This window comes from Serratia sp. BFP-2025, from assembly GCF_050880365.1.
GTDB classification, from domain to species: domain Bacteria; phylum Pseudomonadota; class Gammaproteobacteria; order Enterobacterales; family Enterobacteriaceae; genus Serratia; species Serratia surfactantfaciens.
In genome coordinates this window covers 1,089,472-1,112,604 of sequence record NZ_JBPAFV010000001.1, presented here as the reverse complement: position 1 = coordinate 1,112,604, position 23,133 = coordinate 1,089,472, and the positions used below count along the sequence as shown (strand labels likewise).

Sequence of the window (23,133 nt, the reverse complement as noted above, 5' to 3'; positions counted from 1 at the left end):
GATTAGCGTCCTTTGGTTCCGGTTAACGCATCCGTCAGGTCCAGATACTGTGGCGCCACCGCGCCGGCAAAGCGCCGCTGGTGCGCCGTCTGCTGGGCGGAAGCGCAGCCCTGTTCACCGAGAAACTTGACCTGCTCCTCTTCCCACACCGCATCCAGCGCCTGCGGCGTATCGTCGCGCGCCTCTTGCGCCACCTGCGTCTCCAGCGCCTGCGCCTGCACCTCGCTGCCGGACAACGCCAGCAGCAAATCGAACAGCACCGCATACGGGCTTTCACGCTGCTGCAAACGCGCACCCAGCAGCGCCAGGATCGGCGCGATGTCCTGCAGCCCTTCGCGCGCTTGCGCCGCGTTGCGGCTGGCCAGATACTCCAGGTACAGCGGCAGGAAGTCCGGCAGCTCACGGCTGTCGATCTCCAGCCCGGCGGCGCGGTACTGGGCCATCAGATCGACCATCGCCTGGCCGCGATCGCGCGATTCGCCGTGCACGTGTTCAAACAGCAACAGCGAGGTGGCGCGGCCACGATCGAACAGTTCGCAATAGTCGGCCTGCGCGTCCAGCAACGGGCGCGCGCACAGGCGGCGGATAAACAGAATCAGCTGCGCGCTGTGGTGCAGATCCAGCTCGCTGGCCGGCTCCAATGCTTCGATCAGCGTCTGCTGATGGTCAAACAGCGCCTGCTCCGGGTAATCCAGCAGGCGGGCGATCACTTTCAGGCTGATCATGAGGCGTCCTCCGGCCGCGCAGTTTTCGCTGTCACGTCGATGGCATCGATACGGCGGCTGTTGAACAGGTTGAATTTGCCGTCGCTGCCGTGGCAACCGTCGCCGAAGCTGAAGCCGCAGCCTTTGCTTTCCGGGAAGGCTTCACGCGCCAGTTCGCGGTGGCTCGACGGCACCACAAAGCGATCTTCATAGTTGGCGATCGCCAGGTAGCGGTACATCTCCTGCGCCTGCGCTTCACTCAGACCGACCTGCTCCAGCGCGCTGGTGTCCACTACGCCGTCGACGGTTTCCGCCCGTTTGTAGTGGCGCATCGCCAGCATGCGCTTCAGCGCCAACAATACCGGTTCGGTATCGCCGGCGGTCAGCAGGTTCGCCAGATACTGCACCGGAATGCGCAGGCTCTCGACGTCCGGCAATACGCCGCAGTGCGCCAGCTCGCCGGCGTCGGCGGCAGACTGAATCGGCGACAATGGCGGCACGTACCAGACCATCGGCAGCGTGCGGTATTCCGGGTGCAGCGGCAGCGCCAGTTTCCAGTCCATCGCCATTTTGTACACCGGCGACTGCTGGGCGGCTTCAATGACGCCCTGCGGCACGCCGTCCGCCAACGCCTGAGCGATCACCGCCGGGTCATGCGGATCGAGGAAGATATCGAGCTGGCTCTGATACAAGTCCTTGTCGTTCTCCACCGCCGCCGCCTGCTCGATGCGATCGGCGTCGTACAGCAGCACGCCGAGGTAACGAATGCGGCCGACGCAGGTCTCCGAACACACCGTCGGCTGCCCGGCTTCGATGCGCGGGTAGCAGAAGATGCACTTCTCGGACTTGCCGCTCTTCCAGTTGAAGTAGATTTTCTTGTACGGGCAGCCGGTCAGGCACATGCGCCAGCCGCGGCACTTGTCCTGGTCGATCAGCACGATGCCGTCTTCGCCGCGTTTGTAAATCGCCCCGCTCGGGCAGGTGGCGACGCAGGCCGGATTAAGGCAGTGCTCGCACAGACGCGGCAAATACATCATGAAGGTGTTTTCGAACTGGCCGTACATCGCCTTCTGCAGGTTGTCGAAGTTCTTGTCCTGCGAGCGCTTTTCAAATTCCCCGCCAAGGATCTCTTCCCAGTTCGGGCCGCTTTCGATCTTGTTCATGCGCTGGCCGGTGATCAGCGAGCGCGGGCGCGCCACCGGCTGGTGTTTGCCCTGTTTGGCGGTGTGCAGATGCTGGTAGTCGTAATCGAACGGCTCGTAGTAGTCGTCCAGCGCCGGCACGTCCGGGTTGGCGAAGATTTTCGCCAGCACGCCGACGCGGTTGCCCATGCGCGGCTCCAACTTGCCGTTGATTTTACGGATCCAGCCGCCCTTCCATTTTTCCTGATCTTCCCAGGCGTGCGGATAGCCGACGCCGGGTTTGCTTTCCACGTTGTTGAACCAGGCGTATTCCATGCCTTCTCGGCTGGTCCAGACGTTCTTGCAGGTAACCGAACAGGTGTGGCAACCGATGCACTTGTCCAGATTCAGCACCATGCCGACTTGCGAACGAATTTTCATTTGCTGTTCTCCTGCTGACTGCCCTGCGCGTAGTCGTTGCCTTCGTCGTCCAACCAATCAATGCGGTTCATCTTGCGCACCACCACGAACTCGTCTCGGTTGGAGCCGACGGTGCCGTAGTAGTTGAAGCCGTAGGCCAGCTGCGCATAGCCGCCGATCATGTGGGTCGGCTTCGGACAGGCGCGGGTCACCGAGTTGTGGATGCCGCCGCGTTGGCTGGTGATCTCCGAGCCAGGCAGATTCACGATGCGCTCCTGCGCGTGATACATCATGGTCATGCCTGCCGGAATACGCTGGCTGACCACCGCGCGCGCCGTCAGCGCGCCGTTGGCGTTGAAGGCCTCGATCCAGTCGTTGTCCGCGATGCCCAGATCTTTGGCGTCGTCTTCGCTCAGCCAGACGATCGGCCCGCCGCGCGACAGCGTCAGCATCAGCAGGTTGTCGCTGTAGGTGGAGTGGATACCCCACTTCTGGTGCGGCGTCAGGAAGTTCAGCGCCTTCTCCTTGTTGCCGTTCGGCTTGCTGTTGAGCAGCGGCTGGGCGGCGCGGGTGTCGATCGGCGGCCGGTACACCAGCAGGCTTTCGCCGAAAGCGCGCATCCACTCGTGATCCTGATACAGCTGCTGGCGGCCGCTGAGCGTGCGCCACGGGATCAGCTCGTGCACGTTGGTATAGCAGGCGTTATAGGAAACGTGTTCATCCTCCAGGCCAGACCAGGTCGGGCTGGAGATGATTTTGCGCGGCTGCGCCTGAATGTCGCGGAAGCGGATCTTTTCGTCTTCCTTGTTCAGCGCCAGATGCCGGTGATCGCGGCCGGTGACGTTGCTCAAGGCCTCCCAGGCTTTTACCGCCACCTGGCCGTTGGTTTCCGGTGCCAGCGACAGGATCACTTCAGCCGCGTCTATCGCGCTTTCGATCTTCGGCCGCCCCGCCGCCGGGCCGTCGGCCTTGACGTAGTTCAGCTGCTTGAGGAAATCGACCTCGGTTTGGGTATTCCAGCTGATGCCCTTGCCGCCGTTGCCCAGTTTGTCCAGCAGCGGCCCCAGCGAGGTGAAGCGCTCGTAGGTGGCCGGGTAATCGCGTTCCACCGCGATGATGTGCGGCGCGGTTTTACCGGGGATCAGGTCGCATTCGCCTTTCTTCCAGTCCTGCACGCCGTAAGGCTGCGCCAGTTCGGCGGCGGAATCGTGCTGGATAGGCAGCGTCACCACGTCGGTTTCCTGGCCCAGATGGCCGACGCACACCTCGGAGAAGGCCTTGGCGATGCCTTTGTAGATCTCCCAGTCGCTCTTCGAGTCCCAGGCCGGATCGACCGCCGCCGACAGCGGATGAATGAACGGGTGCATGTCGGAGGTGTTCATGTCGTCTTTTTCGTACCAGGTGGCGGTCGGCAGCACCACGTCGGAGTACAGGCAGGTGCTCGACATGCGGAAATCGAGCGTCACCACCAGATCCAGCTTGCCTTCGCCGCCCTGCTCGCGCCATTCCACTTCCTGCGGCTTCACGCCACCCTGCTGGCCGAGATCTTTGCCCTGAATGCCGTTTTCGGTGCCCAACAGGTATTTGAGCATGTACTCATGGCCCTTGCCGGAAGAGCCCAGCAGGTTGGAGCGCCAGACGAACAGGTTGCGCGGGAAGTTCTGCGGATTGTCCGGCTGCTCGGCGGCAAAGCCCAGCGAGCCGTTCTTCAGGCTGTCGACGGTAAATTCGACCGGCGATTGGCCGGCCGCGCGGGCCTGCTCCGCCAGGTGCAGCGGGTTGGTGCCCAGCTGCGGCGCCGACGGCAGCCAGCCCATGCGCTCGGCGCGCACGTTGAAGTCGATCAGGCTGCCGCCGAAGCGCGACTTGTCCGCCAGCGGCGACAGCAGCTCGTCGGTGCCGACGGTTTCATAGCGCCATTGGCTGGAATGGTTGTAGAAGAACGAGGTGCTGTTCATGTGGCGCGGCGGGCGCTGCCAGTCGAGGCCGAACGCCAGCGGCAGCCAGCCGGTTTGCGGCCGCAGTTTTTCCTGGCCGACGTAGTGCGCCCAGCCGCCGCCGCTCTGGCCGACGCAACCGCAGAAGATCAGCATGTTGATCAGGCCGCGGTAGGTCATGTCCATGTGATACCAGTGGTTGACGCCGGCACCGACGATGATCATCGAACGGCCGTGGGTCTTCTCGGCGTTTTCCGCGAACTCGCGGGCAATGCGGATGATGTTGTGGCGCGATACGCCGGTGATCTGTTCGGCCCAGGCCGGGCTGTAAGCCTTGACCTCGTCATAGTCGGCGGCGCAGTTGGCGTCGCCCAGCCCGCGCTCGAGGCCGTAGTTGGCCAGCGTCAGATCGTACACGCTGGTCACCAGCGCTTCGCTGCCGTCCGCCAGCTGCAGGCGTTTCACCGGCAGCTTGTGCAGCAGGATCTCGTCCAGCGCCACGCTGTTGAAATGCTCGCTGTCGGCGCCGCCGAAGTATGGGAAGCCCACCTCGGCAACCTCGTCATGCACGCCCAACAGGCTGAGCTGCAGCTCGATTTCCTGCTGCGCCTTGCCTTCGCGCTGTTCCAGGTTCCACTTGCCCTTTTCGCCCCAGCGGAAACCGATGGAGCCCTGCGGCGCCACCAGATCGCCGCTGCGGCCGTCGATAGCGACGGTTTTCCACTCGGGATTGTTTTCCTGGCCCAGCCCGTCCACCAGATCGGCGGCGCGCAGCAGGCGACCGGCGGCGTAATGGCCGCCTTCACGCGGCTCCAGCAGCACCAGCATCGGCATGTCGGTATAGCGACGCACATAGTCGCGGAAGTAGCCGACTTCGCGATCCAGGTGGAACTCTTTCAGCATCACGTGGCCCATCGCCAGCGCCATCGCGCTGTCGGTGCCCTGCTTCGGATTCAGCCAGTGGTCGCACAGCTTGGCGACTTCGGCATAGTCCGGCGTCACCGCTACGGTTTTGGTGCCCTTGTAACGCACTTCGGTAAAGAAGTGGGCGTCCGGGGTGCGCGTCTGCGGCACGTTGGAGCCCCAGGCGATAATGTAGGAGGAGTTATACCAGTCGGCGGATTCCGGCACGTCGGTCTGTTCGCCCCAGGTCATCGGCGAGGCCGGCGGCAGATCGCAATACCAGTCGTAGAAGCTCAGGCAGGCGCCGCCGATCAGCGACAGGTAGCGGGCGCCGGCGGCGTAGGACACCATCGACATCGCCGGGATCGGCGAGAAGCCGATAATGCGATCCGGGCCGAAGGTTTTGGCGGTGTAGACGTTGGCGGCGGCGATCAGTTCATTGACCTCCTGCCAGCTGGAGCGGACGAAACCGCCGCGGCCGCGCGCGACCTTGTAACTTTTGGCTTTTTCCGCATCGCCGACGATAGAGCCCCAGGCCGCGACCGGATCGCTGTGCTGCGCTTTCGCCTCGCGCCACAGCTTGAGCAGGCGCTTGCGCATCAGCGGGTATTTCAGCCGGTTGGCGCTGTACAGGTACCAGGAGTAGCTGGCGCCGCGCGGGCAGCCGCGCGGTTCATGGTTGGGCAGATCGGGACGGGTGCGCGGATAGTCGGTTTGCTGGGTTTCCCAGGTCACCAGACCATTCTTCACGTAGATCTTCCAACTGCAGGAACCGGTGCAGTTCACGCCGTGGGTGGAACGCACCACTTTGTCGTGCTGCCAGCGGCTGCGGTAGCCGTCTTCCCAGTCGCGGTTGGTGTTCAAGGTCTGGCCGTGCTCGCCAGAAAAAGGCTCCGCCAACTGCTTGAAATAGCGGAAACGGTCTAAAAATTTGCTCATCCGGAATGCTCCTGAAGGCTCTTGTCGTTATAAGAAGACATGCTCAATCTGCCGCCAGCCTACTGACGGCCAAGCGGCGGCAAATTGATTGCGATCAAGAGAAAGCGGGCGGCGACGCGTGCGTCGGGAGAGGAATACCACCAAAGTATAGGGGTGAAAAATGAGGTTAATTGATTGAATTACAATAAATAAAATGGAGCATTAGGGTAAAGGCGAACGGGCGGTAGGCAAGACGAGGTATTTGGGGGTAGGACGCGGGAGAAACCTCCCGCGTGACGTTCACTCGATGCTTTCAGCGTTGAAGCCACAGCGTCGCGGTGCCCACGGCGGGCAACGCCAGCATGAGCTCCGCCCCCCCTCCCTGCTGCCGCCAGCCCGCCGGAAGGCGCAATCGGGTGCTTCCCTCTCGATAATAGGGGTTGGCTACCAGCAGCAAGGCGCGATCGCCCAGAATAAACATCCGCGCCGGCATTTGAGGGTCGCTTCCCGCCAGCGGCGTCGATTTTCCTGTCAGCAGATAAGGGGTGAAGGCGGCGATTTGCTGCGACACGGCAGCCACACCACGCCAGGTAGCGTCAAACTCCCGTTGGTCGAAGCGGCCGGTTTTGCGCTTGTAAAACAGATCGGTATAAGAATAAAACAACAGTCCCTTGGCGCCGCCGATCAGCGCCTGCCAGGCCTGATTGCGAATTTCCGCCTCTGACGGTGGATGTGGCCTACGGCGAGCGTCATAAGCGGCGTGATCCATGATTTGCATCACCACCCAGGCCCCGCGAGCCTGACGGGCGGCCTGTACCGTCAGGGCGGTATAACGCGTGGTGCGCGTCAGATCGCTATCGTTCCCCACCGGGTAAGGATCGGTCGCCAAAATGTCGCTGCTGTTAAAGTAGGCGTCCAACTCCCCGGTTTTGTTCAACACCTGGAAGGTAGGATGATCGCCGTCAAGCCGCTTTATTTGCAGGTTTTTTTCCTCGATCTTATCGAGATACTCCGGCCCCAGTTCATCGTTGATGTACCAGGCGAGCAGGTTGGGCTGAGAGCGCAAACGCTGCACGTACCAGGCCGTCATCGCCGCGTAGTCGCCACCGCGAACGGCCGGAGCGAAACGGCTGCCGCTGTACTGATCTTTGACGGAGTAAATGACCAGCAGCCCGCGGTTGCGTGCGTTGCGGAAAAAGGTGTAAGGATCTTTCTTTTCCCCATAATCATAGTTCAGCACCGTGTTGAATCCCGCCGATGCGATGCGCGCCAAATGCTCATCGGTAGCCACGTTGGCATAAATGCCCAACGGGAAAAGTCGTTGACCATCGCGCAGGGTAAAGCCTTCGCTGTCGATCGCCACTTTGGCCGCAGGCTGCCCGACGCGAAAAGACAGCTCGCTACCCTGTACCGGCTGGGATTGCTGCCCGGTGACCTGCTGACGCAGGCGATATTCCCCCTGGGCCAGGCCAGTCGGCAGTTGATATTCGATACGGCGCTGCCCTTCAACCTGATAACGGTCGCGGCTACTGTGAACAACCTGCCCTGCGGCATTGAGCAATTCGCTGTCGACCTGCAAATGCTGCGGCTGCGGAGTAACCAGCAGCGTGTCGACTTTCCCCTGTGTCGACGCGCCGAGCTGATATAACGCCGGCGTAGGCGCTCGAGCACACGCATAGGCGTCATCAAACCAGGCGGTACCGGTGCTCCCCTTGCGCAGATAGACGCCAAAAGTGACTCGCGCCGCCTGCGGCGGCACGGTATAGCTGGCGCTCACCTGCCGCCAGCCGCTGTCACCGGTCACCCCTGCCGGGTAGCTGCCTTCCAGAAAGCGCCCTTGCGCATCGAAGCTCTGCAGATAAACCCCGGCACCACCGTCGCGGCTTTGCCCGCGTACGCCATGGGTCTTGAGCCAGACGCCGAAATCGATCGTCTGCCCGGGCACAACCCGCAGCATCTGGCTGAAGGTGCGGTACTGCGCGGCATCTGCATTGTCATAACGCAGACTTCCACGGCCGCTGTGCGTATCGCCGTCGGCCTGCGCGCCTTGCGCACGCCAGCCGCTGAGACCCTGTTCAAAGCCGGGGTTGGCCAACAGATTGGGTTGGCAGCTCTGCGCCAGAGCAGAAGCACTCCACCAGGCACAACAGACCAGAGCCACCCTCTGATACATCCCCTTCATGGTCATTTCCTTTTCACCACGGCATTGAACAGGTAGGTGGCGAACAGATAACAGGATTTCTGGTAAGACAGCCCCAAATGCTGACGGTAAATCCGCCATTGCCAGTCTGCGGCGCGGATTTTGTTGCCCGACAGCGAATGGGTAGACAATCGGTAGCAGGCCAGCGGTTCAGGAATGCAGTAAGCCAGGCCGTTGCGCGCCTTCTGCAGCACCGCCAGCCACATCAAATAGTCCTCATGGCCTACTTTTTGCTGATACACCTTACCGATGCGCTTCTGGTTATAGATCCCGGTGAGATTGCCGATCCAGTTGCTTTTCAACATGTCCTGATAGCCAATAAGCTCATCCGCGCCACGGGTGTTTTTGACCAATTTCAGGTCGTCTTCAAAGGTGTAATAATGGGAACACACCACGTCATAGCGGCGGGTTTGCAAAATGCTCGCCTGGCGCGACAGCTTGTTGGGCAGCCATACGTCATCACTGTCACAGAAGGCGATATAGTCGCCCTTCGCCGCCTCAATGCCGATGTTGCGCGTTTCCGCCACGCCCTGGTTATGCTCATTACGTATATAGGTGAGGCGATCGTGGATAAACGGCCGCACAACCTCGGCAGTATCGTCGGTAGACGCATCATCGATCACATACAGGTGATAATCGGTAAATCGCTGGTTCAGCACGCCTAAAATCGACTCTTTAATAGAGTTCGCAGCATTGTAGGCCGGCATTATCACGGATATCTTTTCCATACTGTCCTCACTCGGTGAGCTGTTGCCACTGGGGATAAATACGTTCGGGGGTAAAACGACGAGACTTCTCTAACGCGGCAATAGAAAAGTGCTCGCGCAAACCCGGATCGAGCATCAATTTGATCACCCCTTCGCTGAAGGCGGCGGCGTCGTCATCGGGCACCAGATAGCCGTTGACGCCGTCGTCTATCAACTCGGCCGGGCCGGTCTTGCAGTCGTAGGCCACCAGCGGCAGGCCGAAACTCATGGCTTCGATCAGCACCATCGGCAACCCCTCATAGCGAGAAGTCATCAGATACAGACTGGCTTGGCGATAATAGGCCGCCACGTCGGCGGTGGCCGGCAGTAGGCTCACCTGCTGCTCCAACCCGGCGTCTTCAATCTGCCGCCGCAATGCGTCGCGCTCTGGACCGTCGCCAATAATCAACAGCCGCCAATCCGGCACCTGCGTCGCCACTCCTCGCCACAACGCGATCAGACGATCGAAGCCTTTCTGATTGCTCAATCGCCCCACCGCCAGCGCCACCTTGTTCTGCAGCGCCGGCGTCGGCGCCTGCGTGCCGAACGGTGAAACGTTCTCGATCACCCGACATTTCCCGGCCCCCACCCAGCGAGCGATGGCGTCGCTATCTTGCCGCGTCAGGAAAATCACGCGGTCGCCCAGACGGTAAACCAGCAACTTCAACCACTTAAATACGCGTGGATACTGGTGAAAGCTGACGTGTTCACTCAACAGCAGCCGGCTGCGGGCACAGAACAAACGCAGAAAAGGCGTCATCACCACCGATAGTTTCCCCATGGAAACGGTAATGATCACGTCCGCGCGTTCACGCCGCAGGGCCATCGCCAGCCGCCATGGCCAGAACAGCGAATCGCCGCCGCCGCAGCGCAGCCGGACGTCGCTCGCCAACGGAAAGAAGCTCCGCTCGCCAAACAGCGAAAACACCGCCACCTCGTAACCCGGCAGACGTGCCAGCGCATTGGCCAAGCCGCTGGCGACCCGTTCAGTACCGCCCTTGCCCGCTATATTTTCGATAACGATGATTACCTTGCGTGGTTGCATATCATCTCCTGAATCCCTGGCGCACATTGCGCAGTAGCCGGCCGCCAACCGAGAACAACCCCAACCGCGCCAGACAATCGCCATACCATTTGATCATCTTGAACTTGCCGCTCAGACTGTGCCGCACGATGCGCGACGAGTAATAATTGAACGCCTGGGCGTTCTCCGAATACAGCGAGGCCAGCAGGTGCTTGCAGGCGAATCCGCTGATATGGCGATCGCTGGGGCTGAGAAAGGTATTGATAAAGCGATCGCTGGCCTCCAAATTTAGCTTCGCCGTCATGCGCCCGTAGCGTCCTACGTCGAGAAACACCCCTCCGCCGGCGTCGTGTGCCACATGCGCGCCCAAATTGGTGGCATTGACTAAAAAGCCCCAATCCTGATGCTTATTGAGGAATTCGGGAAATAAAAAGCGGCGATCGCTTTTTTTACGTATGCTGATGGTGGATGAACGGATATCACCCATTTCCAGAAAAAGGAAATCTTCGCCGGAAGAACCGGATTTGTAGTTGAAGTTGAAGTCACGTACCGAATCGCCGCTCACCTCCGCATAGTTACCGAAGATAATATCAATCTGGCGATCTTCATGTTTATTCATGCGGCGAATAATATAGTTGGTCGTGAAGTAATCATCAGAGTCGAGAAAAAACACGATCTCCGATTGCGCCAACCTGATACCTAAGTTACGCGATACCGCCGCATTGCTCTTCTTTTTTTTCTCATGCAACATCACGTTGCTATTGGTCGCTGCTATCTGGCGAATATATTTGATATCATCCTCGTCAGAGCAATCATCAACCAAAATCACCTGATAGTCGAACCCCTGGCAAGCGTTGAAAACCCGCTTCAGAGTTTTAGGCAGATAACGTGCACTATTATAAATAGGGATCACGATCGAGAAATCCATTTCTTAGCCCTCTAATTTAGAATTTATCATTTCTTTTCCACGGCAAAGCAACAATAACGACACGTTAAATACCGGGACCAAAAAATAGGTTTCCGTCAACGTAGTTAACAGGAAAACCACCACTACCCAGCGCATGAATCGACTCAGCCTGCGCATGTTACCCAACAGGTGAAAATAACAGAAAAGCATGACAACAGAGGCGATGCCACCGGCCGAATAAAACATGGCAATGAAGAAGAAATCGACGGGTTTATAAGGTTCTATATTCATACCGAACAGAGGATTGGGTAGTCCCACCGCCTGAAACATCTGCCAGGAGAACCAGACTCGCCCGGTCAACGCCTGGTTCAAGAGGACGTCCAATGCCGGATTGCTACCCCAGAGCATAACGCTGGCGAATTGAAAGCCGATAATGATCAACGTCAGCACGATGCAGACTTTTCTATTGGGGGCGACACGCAGCAGCGGCGCCAGCCAAAACAGCAATAACATCAACAACGCCAGCATAAAACAGGTGCGCGAATAGGAATACATCAGCACCGGGAGAATTAACGTCGACGCCGCCAACGACGCGATATTTTTCATTCCACGCGTTAATTTCGCATGGTCGATCAGGCACAGCAGGGTGGCGAACAAGGCAAAAGAATAATACGCCAGGGTATTCGGGTTATCGAAACCCAGCGTTAATCTGTTGCCGTAACGCTCATCAAGATAAACAAATCCATTGGTGTAAAAGGTATAGGGAATGACCATCAGCAACCCTGCCACCACAAAGGCAATGGCAAACATTTCAGCGCCACGTCCCATGTCTATGCGGCGAAATAAAATTATCACCGCCGTACTGAATACCGCGCCAAAAAGATAATCGCCATGCCCGGTGGCAATATTAACCAGAAACAACAGAGCCAAAAAACCCGCAACCGCTTTTTCCGCCAGCGTAGCGATAAAAAATGCATAACCGACATAGAGCAACATCAGGCCATTAAGCCCCATCACGGTTTTATTAATCAGCTCGCTATTGAACGATCCCGAGGTCAGGAAAGTTTTCACGAAAAACATCAGCAGAAAGGTCAATACGATGGATTGATTGACTAAATCCCGCGACTGATTATAACCGGCATTGGTATGCATTTGAAAATTGGAGGCGACTCTTTGCATAAGTGTTTACTCAGTAAAATAACTGCCCCATTCCTGCTCAATGTTTTTCGGCATGAGCTTGCTTAGCCCCGCGCCAGGCGTAAACGTCAACTCACCGAAATACACCTTCTCGCCGATCTGGTAGAAATCCACACGGACATAAGAGAACTGCTGCGCTGCCTGGCGAGCCAAACGCGTCATTTCGTCCAACCGCGTAGGGCGCGGCATCGGTTCGTCGGCATTCGGCAAGCTGATACGGATTTCGGTGCGGTTCCAGTCGATATCAAAAATATCGCGCCGATGAGTGCCAAAACGCTGATAATCCACCTGGATGAACATGCGAATTTCATGATTGTCGTTGAAACAATGAAACTTGATATCGTTCGGCACCTGCTCGCCATCCAGCAACAGGCGCTCCACCATGATGCAGGGTTCGATATCCAGATAATGCTTTTCGCGACTCTGCTCGTAGAAGTTGCTGCGCATCCACGCGTTGCTGAGATCGTACAACTCCGCGTAGCTAACCTGCTGTTTGTCGAACACCAACCGGTTATAACCGCTGCCGTGGTTGGCTTTCAGTACAAAGGCGTTGGGCAATTGCCTGAACATGTCGTAGCTGAGTTCGGTGCCATGCGCATACAGCTCTACCAGATACTCCTCGCCCCACAGACCGGCGATAAATTCACGTACCTTGAACTTGTCCGACAAGGTGGTGTAGATGCTGCGCGGGTAAATTTTGCGTCGCATGATCTTTTCGCTGAAGCCGGTCGGTTTTGACAGGTGCGGCAGCTTCTTGAAATAGAGCGCGTATTTAACCTGATGGTGCCAGGCATCGGGCAGGCGCTTGGAAATGTTTTTAACCAGGATGTTTAACATGTTCTCTCCTTAATTTGCTGACAAGACGCGGCAAGCAGTAAAAACAGGTCAGCTGCAGTCGGGTAATTTTTCCGCCACGGAATAAACTGTTCAGCACGAAGAACGAAATGAATTCCGCCAGCAGCGTAGACACCGCCGCGCCGATCAGGCCGTAGCGCGGGATCAGCAGCAGATTCATCACCACGTTCGCCACTGCCACCAACGGCATCTTGATGGCGATAAAGCGATAACCGGCGAACAGCACGATGCTGCGGTAAGAAACTGTCCCCATTACCGAGAACAACGAGGTCAGCGTACAAATAGCCAGGATGCTGGCGGCCGGTTGGAAAGCGGCACCGTACAGCAGCGCAATGGCCGGGTGGGCGAACCACCACAGGCCCAACAACACCGGCAACGATAGGCCCAAGACCACCAAATACAGCACCCGTATACGGTATTCTTGCTCCAACGGATCGCGACAGCTGGCAATGCCCGGCATCAACGAGGTGATCAGCGCCATCGGCACGAAAACCCAGCCTTGGCTGAGGGTGGTGGCGGCACTGAACCAGCCTACCGCCTGCTCGCCGACCAGATTGCCCAGCATGATTTGATCGATGCGGGTATAGATCACTATCGACAGGCTGGAGATGGCCAACGGCAGGCCCACCTTTAGCAAATAACGGCCATAGCGCCCGGCCTGGCGCGGCGTAACCTGCGGCGAGGCCGCCGCTTCCCCACGGAATAACCAGAGGCGCGCCAGGTAAGGTACGGCGCTGCTGAGGATGTAGGGTACCGCGAACCACACCAGCGGCAGCGCGGCGCTCACCAGCGCCAGCCGCAGCCCGATCGACAGCAGCAGCGCCAGGTTGTTGATCAGCGTATTGCGTTTCGACTGCAGGCGGGCATCGTAATAAATCTTGTACACGTCCTGAATCGAGAAATAGGCACTGACAAGCAGCAACAGCGTCATCAGTTGGCTGGCGGGCGATTGGCTGAAATAGCTCCATGTCAGTATCGGCAGCGCTACCACCAGGAACAGCCAACGGCGCAGGCGTATTGACGCCAGCATCAGGCGAATGCCGCTCGGCTGTCGGCGGGCGACGCGGTTGAAAATGATGCTGTCGGCGCCCAACTGCACCAGTGGCACCACGATGGCAATCGTCGCCAACAGATAGTTGAGAGCGCCAAACTGTGCGGGCCCCAGATAGCGCGCAACGTAAATGGAGACGAAGATGCCGGACAGGCTGAGCGAAACGCGTTCGAGCATCAGCCACAGGGCATTGGTGATAATGGCCTTCACCCGCTTATTCCCCTGCCTGCGGGCGATCTTCCCGATGGCTTGGGTAGGCGAAGTTGTAGTAGCTCATGTCGGTTGCCGCCTTCTTCACCATGCCGTTGAGGATCACGCCCTTGATCCCCACCCCATTCTGTTCGAAACGACGCATGCTGGTTTCGATCTGCTTGACGGTATTCACCTCAAAACGCACCACCAGCAGCGAGGTGCCGGCGTGGTTGCCGACGATCGCCGCATCCGTCACCGCCAGAATCGGCGGCGTATCGATCAACACCAGATCGTAGTTTTGCCCGGCCCAGCGCAGAAAATCGGCGAAACGGCGGTGCATCAGCAGTTCGGACGGGTTCGGCGGTACCTGGCCGCGCGGCACGAAGTCCAGATTGGCGATGGCGGTTTTCCGCACCGCCTGTTCCGCCATCACGTTGCCCACCAGCAGGTCAGACAGGCCCTGATGCCCATCATCCGCCAGCCAGCGGTGCAGGAAGCCTTTGCGCATATCGGCGTCGATCAACAGCACCCGCTGCCCGGCCTGCGCCACCACCACCGCCAGGTTGGTGCTGGTAAAGCTCTTACCGCTTTCCGGGCTGGCACCGGAGACCATCAGAATGTTGTTCTTGGCCTCCATCATGGCGAAATGCAGGCTGGTGCGCAGGCTGCGGATCGCTTCCACCGATAGATCCGTCGGCTCGGCCACCGCCAGGATTGGCAAACGTCGGCCGCCGGATTTAGGCAACAGTTGGCGCTGCTCGCGGTTGCGCTTCACCTGCCACGGCGACAGCGGCACGGTGGCGTAGACGTTGATGCCCCGCCTCTCAAGGGTATCGATATCATTGATGCCGCGATGGAAGGCCGCGCGCAACAGCACGACCGAGACGGTGCCCGCCGCGCCCAGCAACAGCGCCAACAGCACGATCAACACCTTTTGCGGCTTAATCGGCCGGATAGCGGTTTCCGCTTCGTCGATAATGCGGACGTTGCCGACCGTGCCGGCCTTGCTGATGCTCAGCTCCTGCTGCTTGTTCATCAACTGCATGTAAACCTGCTGATCCACCTGCACGTCGCGGGTAAGGCGCAGGATCTCTTGTTGCATTTTCGGCAGCGTCTGCACCTGCTTACCCAGCCGCGCCTTTTCCGCCTCCAGCGTGGCACGCTTTTCCAACAGCGCCCGGTAAGCCGGGTGCACACGGGTATAGAGTTTGGAGATCTCCGCTTCCTTGAAGGTCAGCTCGTTGAGTTGGGCCTCGAGCTGCACCTGAGTATCCAGCACCGATTTGGCTTCCAGCGACAGATCCACCGAGTCGTTTTGCTGGCGGAATTGATTGAGCTGGGTTTCGGCGTTGTTCAACGAAGTTTGCGTTTGCGGCAGCTGCTGTTGCAGGAACGCCAGCATCCGCTGCGTTTCTTCCGTTTTGCGATCCACGTTCTGCTGCAGATAGTTGTCGGTGATGTTCTTCAACATCGCCTCGGCGCTCTGCGGATCTTCGCTCGGCAGCGTAAAGGTCATGATGCCGCTGTCCTTGCCACCCGGCACCACGTCCAGGTATTTGCGCAGCTCATCCACCGCTTTTTGACGCGCGACTTTCACCACGGTGAAACTGGCGCCCGGCGCTGCATCGAGCGCCGAAACGGTCATGTTCCATCCGCCCTGTGCGACCGCCTGCCCGACCACGCCGCTGAACAGTTTGTCGCCGTCATGGCTCAATTCATAATGCTGCCCGTCGCGCACCGTCAGCGTCAGCGCTTCGTCCAGCATGTCCTCCGGCGTCGTCAGCGTGGCAATCTCCAGGACCGGCGGTTTTTCGCCGCTCAGCCGGGCAAAGCCTTTGCCGAATACCGGGAAATAGTCCGGGCTGACGCGCACCGTCAGGCCGAGGGCGTCCACCGTTTTGCCAAGCACGTAGCGCGACTTGACCAGCGTCACCTCATCCTCCGTCGCCGAACTTTGCCCCATCATCGAGCTGTCCAGCGTTTCGCGCAGCAGCGAATCGCCGGACAGCTGCTTCTCCACCTGCACCACCGCCGTGGCCTGGTACACCGGGGTGGCCAACAGGGCGTAGACCACGCCCAGCACACCGGCCAAACCGGTCACGGCGGCGATCCGCCAACGGTTATCCCACAGCGGCCCGATTAGGCGCTCCCACTCCAGCTTTTCATCTTGTTCGGCCACCATAACGGACAGCGCATTGTTTTTCATTTTCTGTTCCTTGTTCATCCTGCGGACTCACCAGTTGCGCACGCGCAAGGTAGCCTCGCTGAGATCGTTAAAGCTGCTGATGGTCGGCACCAGCTGGCTGATCAAACGGTTCCAGCGCGCGACCGGCGCCGCAGTGACGTACACGACGTCGTAAGGTTGCAGCTGAAATTCAGCGCCCATCGCCAGCGCGCTGGCGTCTGAAAGATCGAACTGGTACAGCGTCGCCAACCGCTGCGGCTGTTTGCCGCCGCTCGGTCGGATCACAAATACCCCGGTCGCATCCGCCACCGTCTGGCTGATCCCTTCGGAAGAACCGAGGGCTTCGGTCAGGGTCATGCCGCTGCGGTCCATCTTCAGCGTCGTTTGTTTGCCCACCTCGCCCATCACGAACACTTTCAACTCGTCATTGCGCGGGACGTAAAGGATATCGCCCGGTTGCAGCAGCGCGTTTTGGCTGATGTCGCCGCGCTGCATCAGCGCCTGCAGCGAGATGGCCCGCTCCTTGCCCTGATGGGTCAGCACGACGTTGCGCCAGTCGGCGTTGTCCGTCAGGCCGCCGGCGGCGTTGATCGCATCCAGAATGGTCAGCGGCACGTTGGTGATTGCCTGCTGGCCGGAGGTTTTCACTTCGCCGGTGACATAAGCCTTCTGCGAGCGGAACGCGGCGATACTGACATCCACCTGCGGGCTTTCCACATACTGTGCCAGACGGCCGGCGATCAGACTGCGCACTTCGGTGACGGTCTTGCCCACCACCGCCACGCGCCCGATATAGGGATAAAAGATCGTGCCATCCGCATGCACCCAGTTGCCGGTGTCGCTGGCGCTGCGGTACTGCCCGGCCGGTGTGGTCAACTCGGGATGATCCCAGACGGTGACGTTCAACACGTCGCCGACGCCGATGCGGTATTGATAACTCTGCAACCGCCGATCCAGCGCCGGGTTCGGCCGGGCGACCGGTTCTATGCGCCGCATTTTCTGCAGCAGCATCGGCGACATGCGATAGACCTGTACCTGGTTGTTCAAATCGAAATCGTCGTCTTGCTGCACGACGATGGCTTTTCCACTGGTCGGTAAATGCGAGCCGGGGACCACCGTACAACCGCTCAACAGCGCGGAGGTACAGACCAACGGCATCAAAAGAGGCAAATGAAAATTCATGGGGTTACCGTGATAGACGGGCTGCTGTCGCAGCCCGTGAGAGGATTAGCGACCAACGGTCGGGTTGTCGCTAAGCACCGTTGCCTGCCGCGGTTCGCGCAGCATGGCGAAATAGCCGCAAAAACAGAACAGGAACGCCACCAGCATCAGGCTCTCCTGGAGCTTCAACACTTCGCTGCAAATGCCGATGCAGGCCAGCGTCACCGCCAGCATGGTGCTCATGGCCAGCGCCTGGCGCGCATTGAGCCCGCGGCGCATCAGAATATGGTGCAGATGGTCACGGCCCGCTTTGAATGGGCTTTGGCGACGCAACAGGCGGCGCACCATCACGGTCACCATGTCCATCAGAGGAATGGCGATCAGCCACAGCGCGGTGACCGGGCGCATCACCGCCTGTGGCCCCTGCGTCGCCAACAGCACCAGCCACAGCACGCTAAAGCCAATCACCATGCTGCCGGCATCGCCCATAAAGATTTTGTTACGCGCGCCGAACAGGCTCAGGTTGAACAGCAGATAAGCTGCCAGCGCGACGAGCAGACCCAGGCACCACAGCGCCAGGTCTTCCCGCCCGCCCAGTCCAAACACAACGGCCAACGCGACGAAAGTGACGCAGGACAAGGCGCCCAGTTGCCCGTCGATGCCATCCACCATGTTGTAGGCGTTGATCGCCCCCCAGACCGCCAGCGGCGTGAGCAGCAGCGCGCCATAGCCGAGCATCACTTCCTGATGCCCCCAGACATAGCCCAGAGAGGAGAGTTGCATCCCTGCCGCCAGCATCATCGCCAGCGCGATCCCTCCCTGCACCATGACGCGCGGCGCCACGGGCAGATCAAAGCGGTCATCCAGCACGCCCAACACCACCAGCGCCGTGACGCACAGCAGGTAGATCGTGCTGTCGGGCAGCCAGGCGGGTTGCCACAGCGTCATCAGCGTCAACGTCAGGTATACGGCGATGCCGCCGACCAGCGGAATATGCCCCAGATGTTGCTTGCGCGCATTGGGCTTATCCACTAACCCCACCGCCAAAGCGGCCCGACGGGCAATAAGCACCCAGGCGACCGCCAGCACAAATATCACGCTCAGTTGATATAACATCGTTCCTCCAGCGATTAAGCACGCTACCGCCCTTGAGTTACAGCTCCCAATGCGCTATTAGCAAAAACAAAATTGATCCTGCCAGGATATAAGTCAGCATGAGTTAATCCTGAAAATGCAGATTTATCCGCTTGTCGGCGGAAATACATAAATAACGCCAGCGTGCGGTTAAGTTATCGGTCAGAAAACTCATGTTTAATGGTTCTTTCGATGGCCGAATCAAGTTCCACCGGCGCTACGAAATCATTCTTCACATTGGTTTTAAATTGCGTTCTGGCGCAGAATTTCTGCACTCTGACGCGGCTGATTGGGAATTTTTTTCGACTTATTTTACTCACAACATCTAATGCGGTCGCCCCGCAGATTCCCACTGCATAGGGAATGCGAATCGTCTTATTTTCACGACCAAGAGAAGAGGAAATAACCTCAACCAGTTGATTCATCGTGAAGTCTGGTTTATCAACGTAGTTGCTGACCTGATAGCTGGATTGCTGATCCAGCGCGTGTTCCAATCGTGCGGCAATATTTTCAACATACGCCATCGACTTCATATTATTGCCGCTGCCGATCATCACGAATCGGCCGCTGGCGATCTGACGGAACAGGTTATACACGTTGCCGCGATTCCCTTCGCCGAATACCACCGTCGGGCGAATGATGGTCAGCTTGTTTTCACTATCGGCTTTGCGCCACGCTTCATAAACGTATTCCGCTTCGAGCTTGGATTTGCCGTAGTGATTGAAGGGTTCGAAACGCCCCTCTTCGCCAGTCTCTTGTTTGACGAAACCATAAACGGCGACCGATGAGGTGAAAATGATTTGGCGGATATTCAACGCGGAAGCGGTCATGCAGACATGGCGTGCACCTTCGACGTTGACCTGGTAGTAGAGCGAAATGGGGTCGACATTGTCCTGATGCTCCGCAGCCAGATTAATGATGGCGTCACAGCCCGTCAGCGGTTGCTGCAAGGTCTCGGGCTGAGTCACATCACCGTACTGGTAGAGCGCCGGAAAGTGCTCGCTGGGCCGTTTATCCACGATGATCAGCGTCAGATCATCGCGTGCACTGAGACGTTTCGCCAGGCGCGTTCCGATAAAACCGGCCCCCCCGATAATAGCTACTTTACGCTTATCCATAATTTGTCACTCAGCAGGTTCTCATTATTCCCGTCACAACATTGAGACAGGACGCTAATACGCGTTAGGTAATGAGATTCAGACTGGACAAATCGAATCAGGCTTTCAAATAACAAATAATGAAATAAAAGATTTCATTAAATGTGAAATTATCGCTAAAGATAAAACCTCATTCAGTGCTAATTTTTAACATCGTAAGCAACTTGATATTGCAAGGTTTTATTGGGCAGTATGAGATTAATCCGACCTTTACCAGGCATAGAAAAGGCCTCATATTTTACCGGCAGCTTAATCTGGCCTTGCTTAGGATCGACACATTCAATGGTCGCCTGCTCCATGCTCTCTCCCTGGTAAAGGCAGAACAGGGTTTGCGGGCTATTGGTATGAGGGTTGTTCAGCGTCAACGTCAACACGACGCGCGTGTTATTCTGAATATCATTGATCACCGGCGGGCGGGTTTGGTTGCCCAACACATATGAAAAATGTGAAATGACCAGTAAAGAAGCGAATACCGTCAGGTATTTCACTACGCGGCTAGCGGGCATGCTGAAAAAACGCCGCCCCGATGTTGGCTTCTTTTCAGACGCCGGTGTTTCCTGGGATGGCGTCTCTGCCGCGAGAGGCGCAGAAACCAGTGTCGATTTACGTTGCTTAACTATTTTCTCATCGTTTGTTTCAGGCGCTCCATTTACATTTTCAGAAAGTTCCGCTTGAATATCAACATTAATATCATCATCGCCGTTTAATATATCATTACCGACGTAGTCTTCATCTTCAGATATAAAGTGAAAAACCGCCTGATTTTCCACCTTGTAACCCAAGCGAGGAATGGTTCTGATAAGCGTATGTTCGGTGTCGCTAATTTTCTGACGAATGGATTTAATTGTTTGATTTATCGTTGAATCTGAACAATAAGTCCCTTTCCAGATATTTTCTATAATTTCCGTTCGGGTAACCAGTTCGGGGGATCTGGCGACAAGCAGCGAAAGGATTTGATACTCTTTCCAACGCAGACGAAATTTCTCCCCGGCAGGAGTCAGAACATCGAGATTCCTAATCTTTATTCTTTTATCAAGATTCACTTTTAATTTCCTTAGCGTGCCTGTCCTGCACACTTTGTATAGAAATATCAAAAAATGTTCAAGAAATTAAATGTAAACTCAACAGGTTGCATTCATCGGATATTGGCTTTTATAAAAATTTTCTGATTTCATTTTTTACATTAAGCCTGATTAAGGATGTTCTGTTTATCCAGACGACTCTTTTTCCCTGTTGGCAACATGGATTTCTCTCATGACCGCCGTAAAATCCAACCTGGCACCTCATTGATTTAAAAAAGAAAAACTAACAATGTCGTTTAATTGTTAATCGAGTAAAATTGTGAAATTTCATTCCGTGATGTGAATTCATCCTATTTTCCCACTTAATCTGGTTGGCAGATAGACTACAAAAAGCCGAAAAAAACAGAATGAGAGTTATCTGATTTAACTCCAACACTCATTCATTCCAGCAAGTTTAGCATCTAAGACAAATCCCTATTGATGATTTTATAACAATCGCACTAATTATGCCTTCCCCACCCAGAAATTTCATTTAACCTGCGGCGATGGCATTAATATTTTAATGTAAGAATACTCTCAACAAAAAGAAAAAACCGTGCAAATAATATAATCCGTTTGTGAGAAGACATTCCTACATTGAGAGATATGGCTATAAAAAAAGAAAAAAACGGCAAGCGGAGATGAGAATTTTACCTAAAAGCAGAAAATTTCACTGAGAAGGCGAGGAGAGATGATTCGGTATGAGCGAAATATCCCTCCCCTGTCGGGGAGGAATTGAGACAATCGTTTGGTGCTCAGGCCTTTTTCTTACGGCCATACACTGCCCAGGTAATGACCACACACAAGATATAGAATACCAGGAACACTTTCATCGCCCCCGCCGGCGAACCGGTCAGCGCCAACGAGGTGCCGAATGCCTGCGGAATGAAAAAGCCGCCGGCCGCACCGATCGCCGAGATAAAGCCCAATGCGGCGGCGGAGTCGGTCACCGCTTCACGCTGCGCGCTCTCGTCGCTGCCGCCGGCCGCTTTGACGCGATCGACCGTGATTTTACGGAAGATGACGGCGATCATTTGGAAAGTCGAACCGCTGCCCAGCCCCGCAGTGAGGAACAGCACCATGAAGATGCCGTAGAAGGCGATGAATGAACCGCCCTGCCCTGCGTCCGGCAAGGTCAGGAACAACAGCGCGGCAAAAACGGCCATCACCACAAAGTTGATCAACGTGACCCGCACCCCGCCGAAACGGTCAGACAACGCACCGCCAACCGGCCGCGCCAGCGCCCCGAGGAACGGCCCGAAGAACGCGTAGTGCAGGATCACCACATCCGGGAACTGTGTTTTCGACAGCATGGCGAAACCGGCGGAGAAACCGATGAAGGAACCGAAGGTCGCGAGGTACAGCAGGCTCAGCATCCACAAATGCCCGCGTTTGAGCACCGGCAGTTGCTGGCGCAGCGACGCTTTGGCCGCCGCCAGATCGTTCATGCCGAACCAGGCTGCCAGCGTGGCGATCAACAGGAACGGCACCCAGATCCAGGCGGCATTTTCCAGCCACAGCGGACTTCCGTCCGCCTGATTTTGCGCCGCGCCGCCAAACAGGCCGAACAGGCTGAAAGAGATCGCCAGCGGCGCAACCAGTTGCATCACGCTGACGCCCAGATTGCCCAACCCGCCATTGAGCCCCAACGCGCCGCCCTGGCGTGCTTTCGGGAAGAAGAAGCTGATGTTGGCCATGCTGGAAGCAAAGTTGGCACCGGCGAAACCGCACAGCAGGGAAATGACGACAAACACGCTGTACGGTGTGCTGCTGTCCTGTACCGCGAACCCCAGCCACAGGCAAGGCACCAGCAGGAAGCAAGTGCTGATAGCGGTCCAGCGACGGCCGCCGAACAGCGGGATCACGAACGAATACGGCACGCGCAAAATAGCGCCAGAGACCGACGGCAACGCCGTTAACAGAAACAGCTGGTCGGTGGTGAAGTTGAAGCCGACCTTGTTCAGGTTGACCGCGACGGCGCTGAACAGCATCCAGACACAGAAGGCCAGCAGCAGACAGGGAATGGAAATCCACAGATTGCGGGTGGCGATGCGCTGGCCGCGTTGCTGCCAAAAAGCACTGTCTTCAGGGCGCCAGTCCTGAATCAGCGCGCCGGTTTTCTTTGATGAAGGCGTTGCAAGTTGCGACATAAAAACCTCAGACACGGGGGATTATTCCGCACACCCTAGGGGGCGGCCCCGGCGGCAAAGTTGATGTACATCAACCCGAATGCAAGTAGTTGGCGGCGTAAACGGCGCCT

16 protein-coding genes are annotated in these 23,133 nt (G+C 57.4%); all 16 read right to left on the bottom strand.

The window, feature by feature from the left end; genetic code table 11:
• Nucleotides 1-2: 2 nt before the first annotated feature.
• Nucleotides 3-725 carry a nitrate reductase molybdenum cofactor assembly chaperone gene (gene narJ / locus ACRAWE_RS05130; protein ID WP_171454218.1) on the bottom strand — a complete coding sequence of 241 codons (723 nt, stop codon included), beginning with the start codon at nt 723-725 and terminating at the stop codon, nt 3-5.
• Nucleotides 722-2,266, bottom strand: a complete 1,545-nt coding sequence (gene narH / locus ACRAWE_RS05125) for a nitrate reductase subunit beta (RefSeq protein ID WP_432525063.1) — start codon at nt 2,264-2,266, stop codon at nt 722-724. Before narH ends, narJ begins: the two co-directional genes overlap by 4 nt.
• Nucleotides 2,263-6,024 carry a nitrate reductase subunit alpha gene (locus tag ACRAWE_RS05120; RefSeq protein ID WP_198636579.1) on the bottom strand — a complete coding sequence of 1,254 codons (3,762 nt, stop codon included), beginning with the start codon at nt 6,022-6,024 and terminating at the stop codon, nt 2,263-2,265. The genes narH and ACRAWE_RS05120 overlap by 4 nt, the downstream gene beginning before the upstream one ends.
• Nucleotides 6,025-6,316: 292 nt before the next feature.
• Nucleotides 6,317-8,176, bottom strand: a complete 1,860-nt coding sequence (locus tag ACRAWE_RS05115) for a carbohydrate binding domain-containing protein (protein WP_074054879.1) — start codon at nt 8,174-8,176, stop codon at nt 6,317-6,319.
• 11 nt (nt 8,177-8,187) lie between these two features.
• A complete protein-coding gene (locus tag ACRAWE_RS05110) occupies nt 8,188-8,931 on the bottom strand; it encodes a glycosyltransferase family 2 protein (protein ID WP_029988798.1) in 744 nt (247 codons plus the stop codon).
• Nucleotides 8,932-8,938: 7 nt separating this feature from the next.
• Nucleotides 8,939-9,994: a glycosyltransferase family 4 protein gene (locus ACRAWE_RS05105; RefSeq protein ID WP_432525060.1), complete on the bottom strand. Its 1,056-nt coding sequence runs from the start codon at nt 9,992-9,994 to the stop codon at nt 8,939-8,941.
• Nucleotide 9,995: 1 nt separating this feature from the next.
• Entirely contained in the window at nt 9,996-10,901 is a 906-nt protein-coding gene (locus ACRAWE_RS05100; protein ID WP_019452889.1) for a glycosyltransferase family 2 protein, read from the bottom strand.
• A gap of 3 nt (nt 10,902-10,904) precedes the next feature.
• Nucleotides 10,905-12,059, bottom strand: a complete 1,155-nt coding sequence (locus ACRAWE_RS05095; protein ID WP_432525058.1) for a hypothetical protein — start codon at nt 12,057-12,059, stop codon at nt 10,905-10,907.
• A 6-nt stretch (nt 12,060-12,065) separates the two neighbouring features.
• Nucleotides 12,066-12,914: an ATP-grasp fold amidoligase family protein gene (locus ACRAWE_RS05090; protein ID WP_019452891.1), complete on the bottom strand. Its 849-nt coding sequence runs from the start codon at nt 12,912-12,914 to the stop codon at nt 12,066-12,068.
• Nucleotides 12,895-14,193 carry a flippase gene (locus ACRAWE_RS05085; protein ID WP_063918520.1) on the bottom strand — a complete coding sequence of 433 codons (1,299 nt, stop codon included), beginning with the start codon at nt 14,191-14,193 and terminating at the stop codon, nt 12,895-12,897. The genes ACRAWE_RS05090 and ACRAWE_RS05085 overlap by 20 nt, the downstream gene beginning before the upstream one ends.
• Before the next feature lie 4 nt (nt 14,194-14,197).
• Nucleotides 14,198-16,381 (bottom strand): polysaccharide biosynthesis tyrosine autokinase, encoded by a 2,184-nt coding sequence (locus tag ACRAWE_RS05080; protein ID WP_019452893.1) that lies wholly within the window; start codon nt 16,379-16,381, stop codon nt 14,198-14,200.
• A gap of 27 nt (nt 16,382-16,408) precedes the next feature.
• Nucleotides 16,409-17,542, bottom strand: a complete 1,134-nt coding sequence (locus ACRAWE_RS05075) for a polysaccharide export protein (protein ID WP_063918521.1) — start codon at nt 17,540-17,542, stop codon at nt 16,409-16,411.
• Nucleotides 17,543-17,587: 45 nt separating this feature from the next.
• Complete coding sequence (gene wecA, locus ACRAWE_RS05070) at nt 17,588-18,637, bottom strand: UDP-N-acetylglucosamine--undecaprenyl-phosphate N-acetylglucosaminephosphotransferase (RefSeq protein ID WP_019452895.1); 1,050 nt, start codon at nt 18,635-18,637, stop codon at nt 17,588-17,590.
• A 173-nt stretch (nt 18,638-18,810) separates the two neighbouring features.
• Entirely contained in the window at nt 18,811-19,773 is a 963-nt protein-coding gene (locus ACRAWE_RS05065) for an NAD-dependent epimerase/dehydratase family protein (protein WP_063918522.1), read from the bottom strand.
• A gap of 179 nt (nt 19,774-19,952) precedes the next feature.
• Nucleotides 19,953-20,855: a winged helix-turn-helix domain-containing protein gene (locus ACRAWE_RS05060; RefSeq protein WP_019452897.1), complete on the bottom strand. Its 903-nt coding sequence runs from the start codon at nt 20,853-20,855 to the stop codon at nt 19,953-19,955.
• 773 nt (nt 20,856-21,628) lie between these two features.
• Nucleotides 21,629-23,023 carry a NarK family nitrate/nitrite MFS transporter gene (locus ACRAWE_RS05055; protein ID WP_019452898.1) on the bottom strand — a complete coding sequence of 465 codons (1,395 nt, stop codon included), beginning with the start codon at nt 23,021-23,023 and terminating at the stop codon, nt 21,629-21,631.
• Nucleotides 23,024-23,133 lie beyond the last annotated feature (110 nt).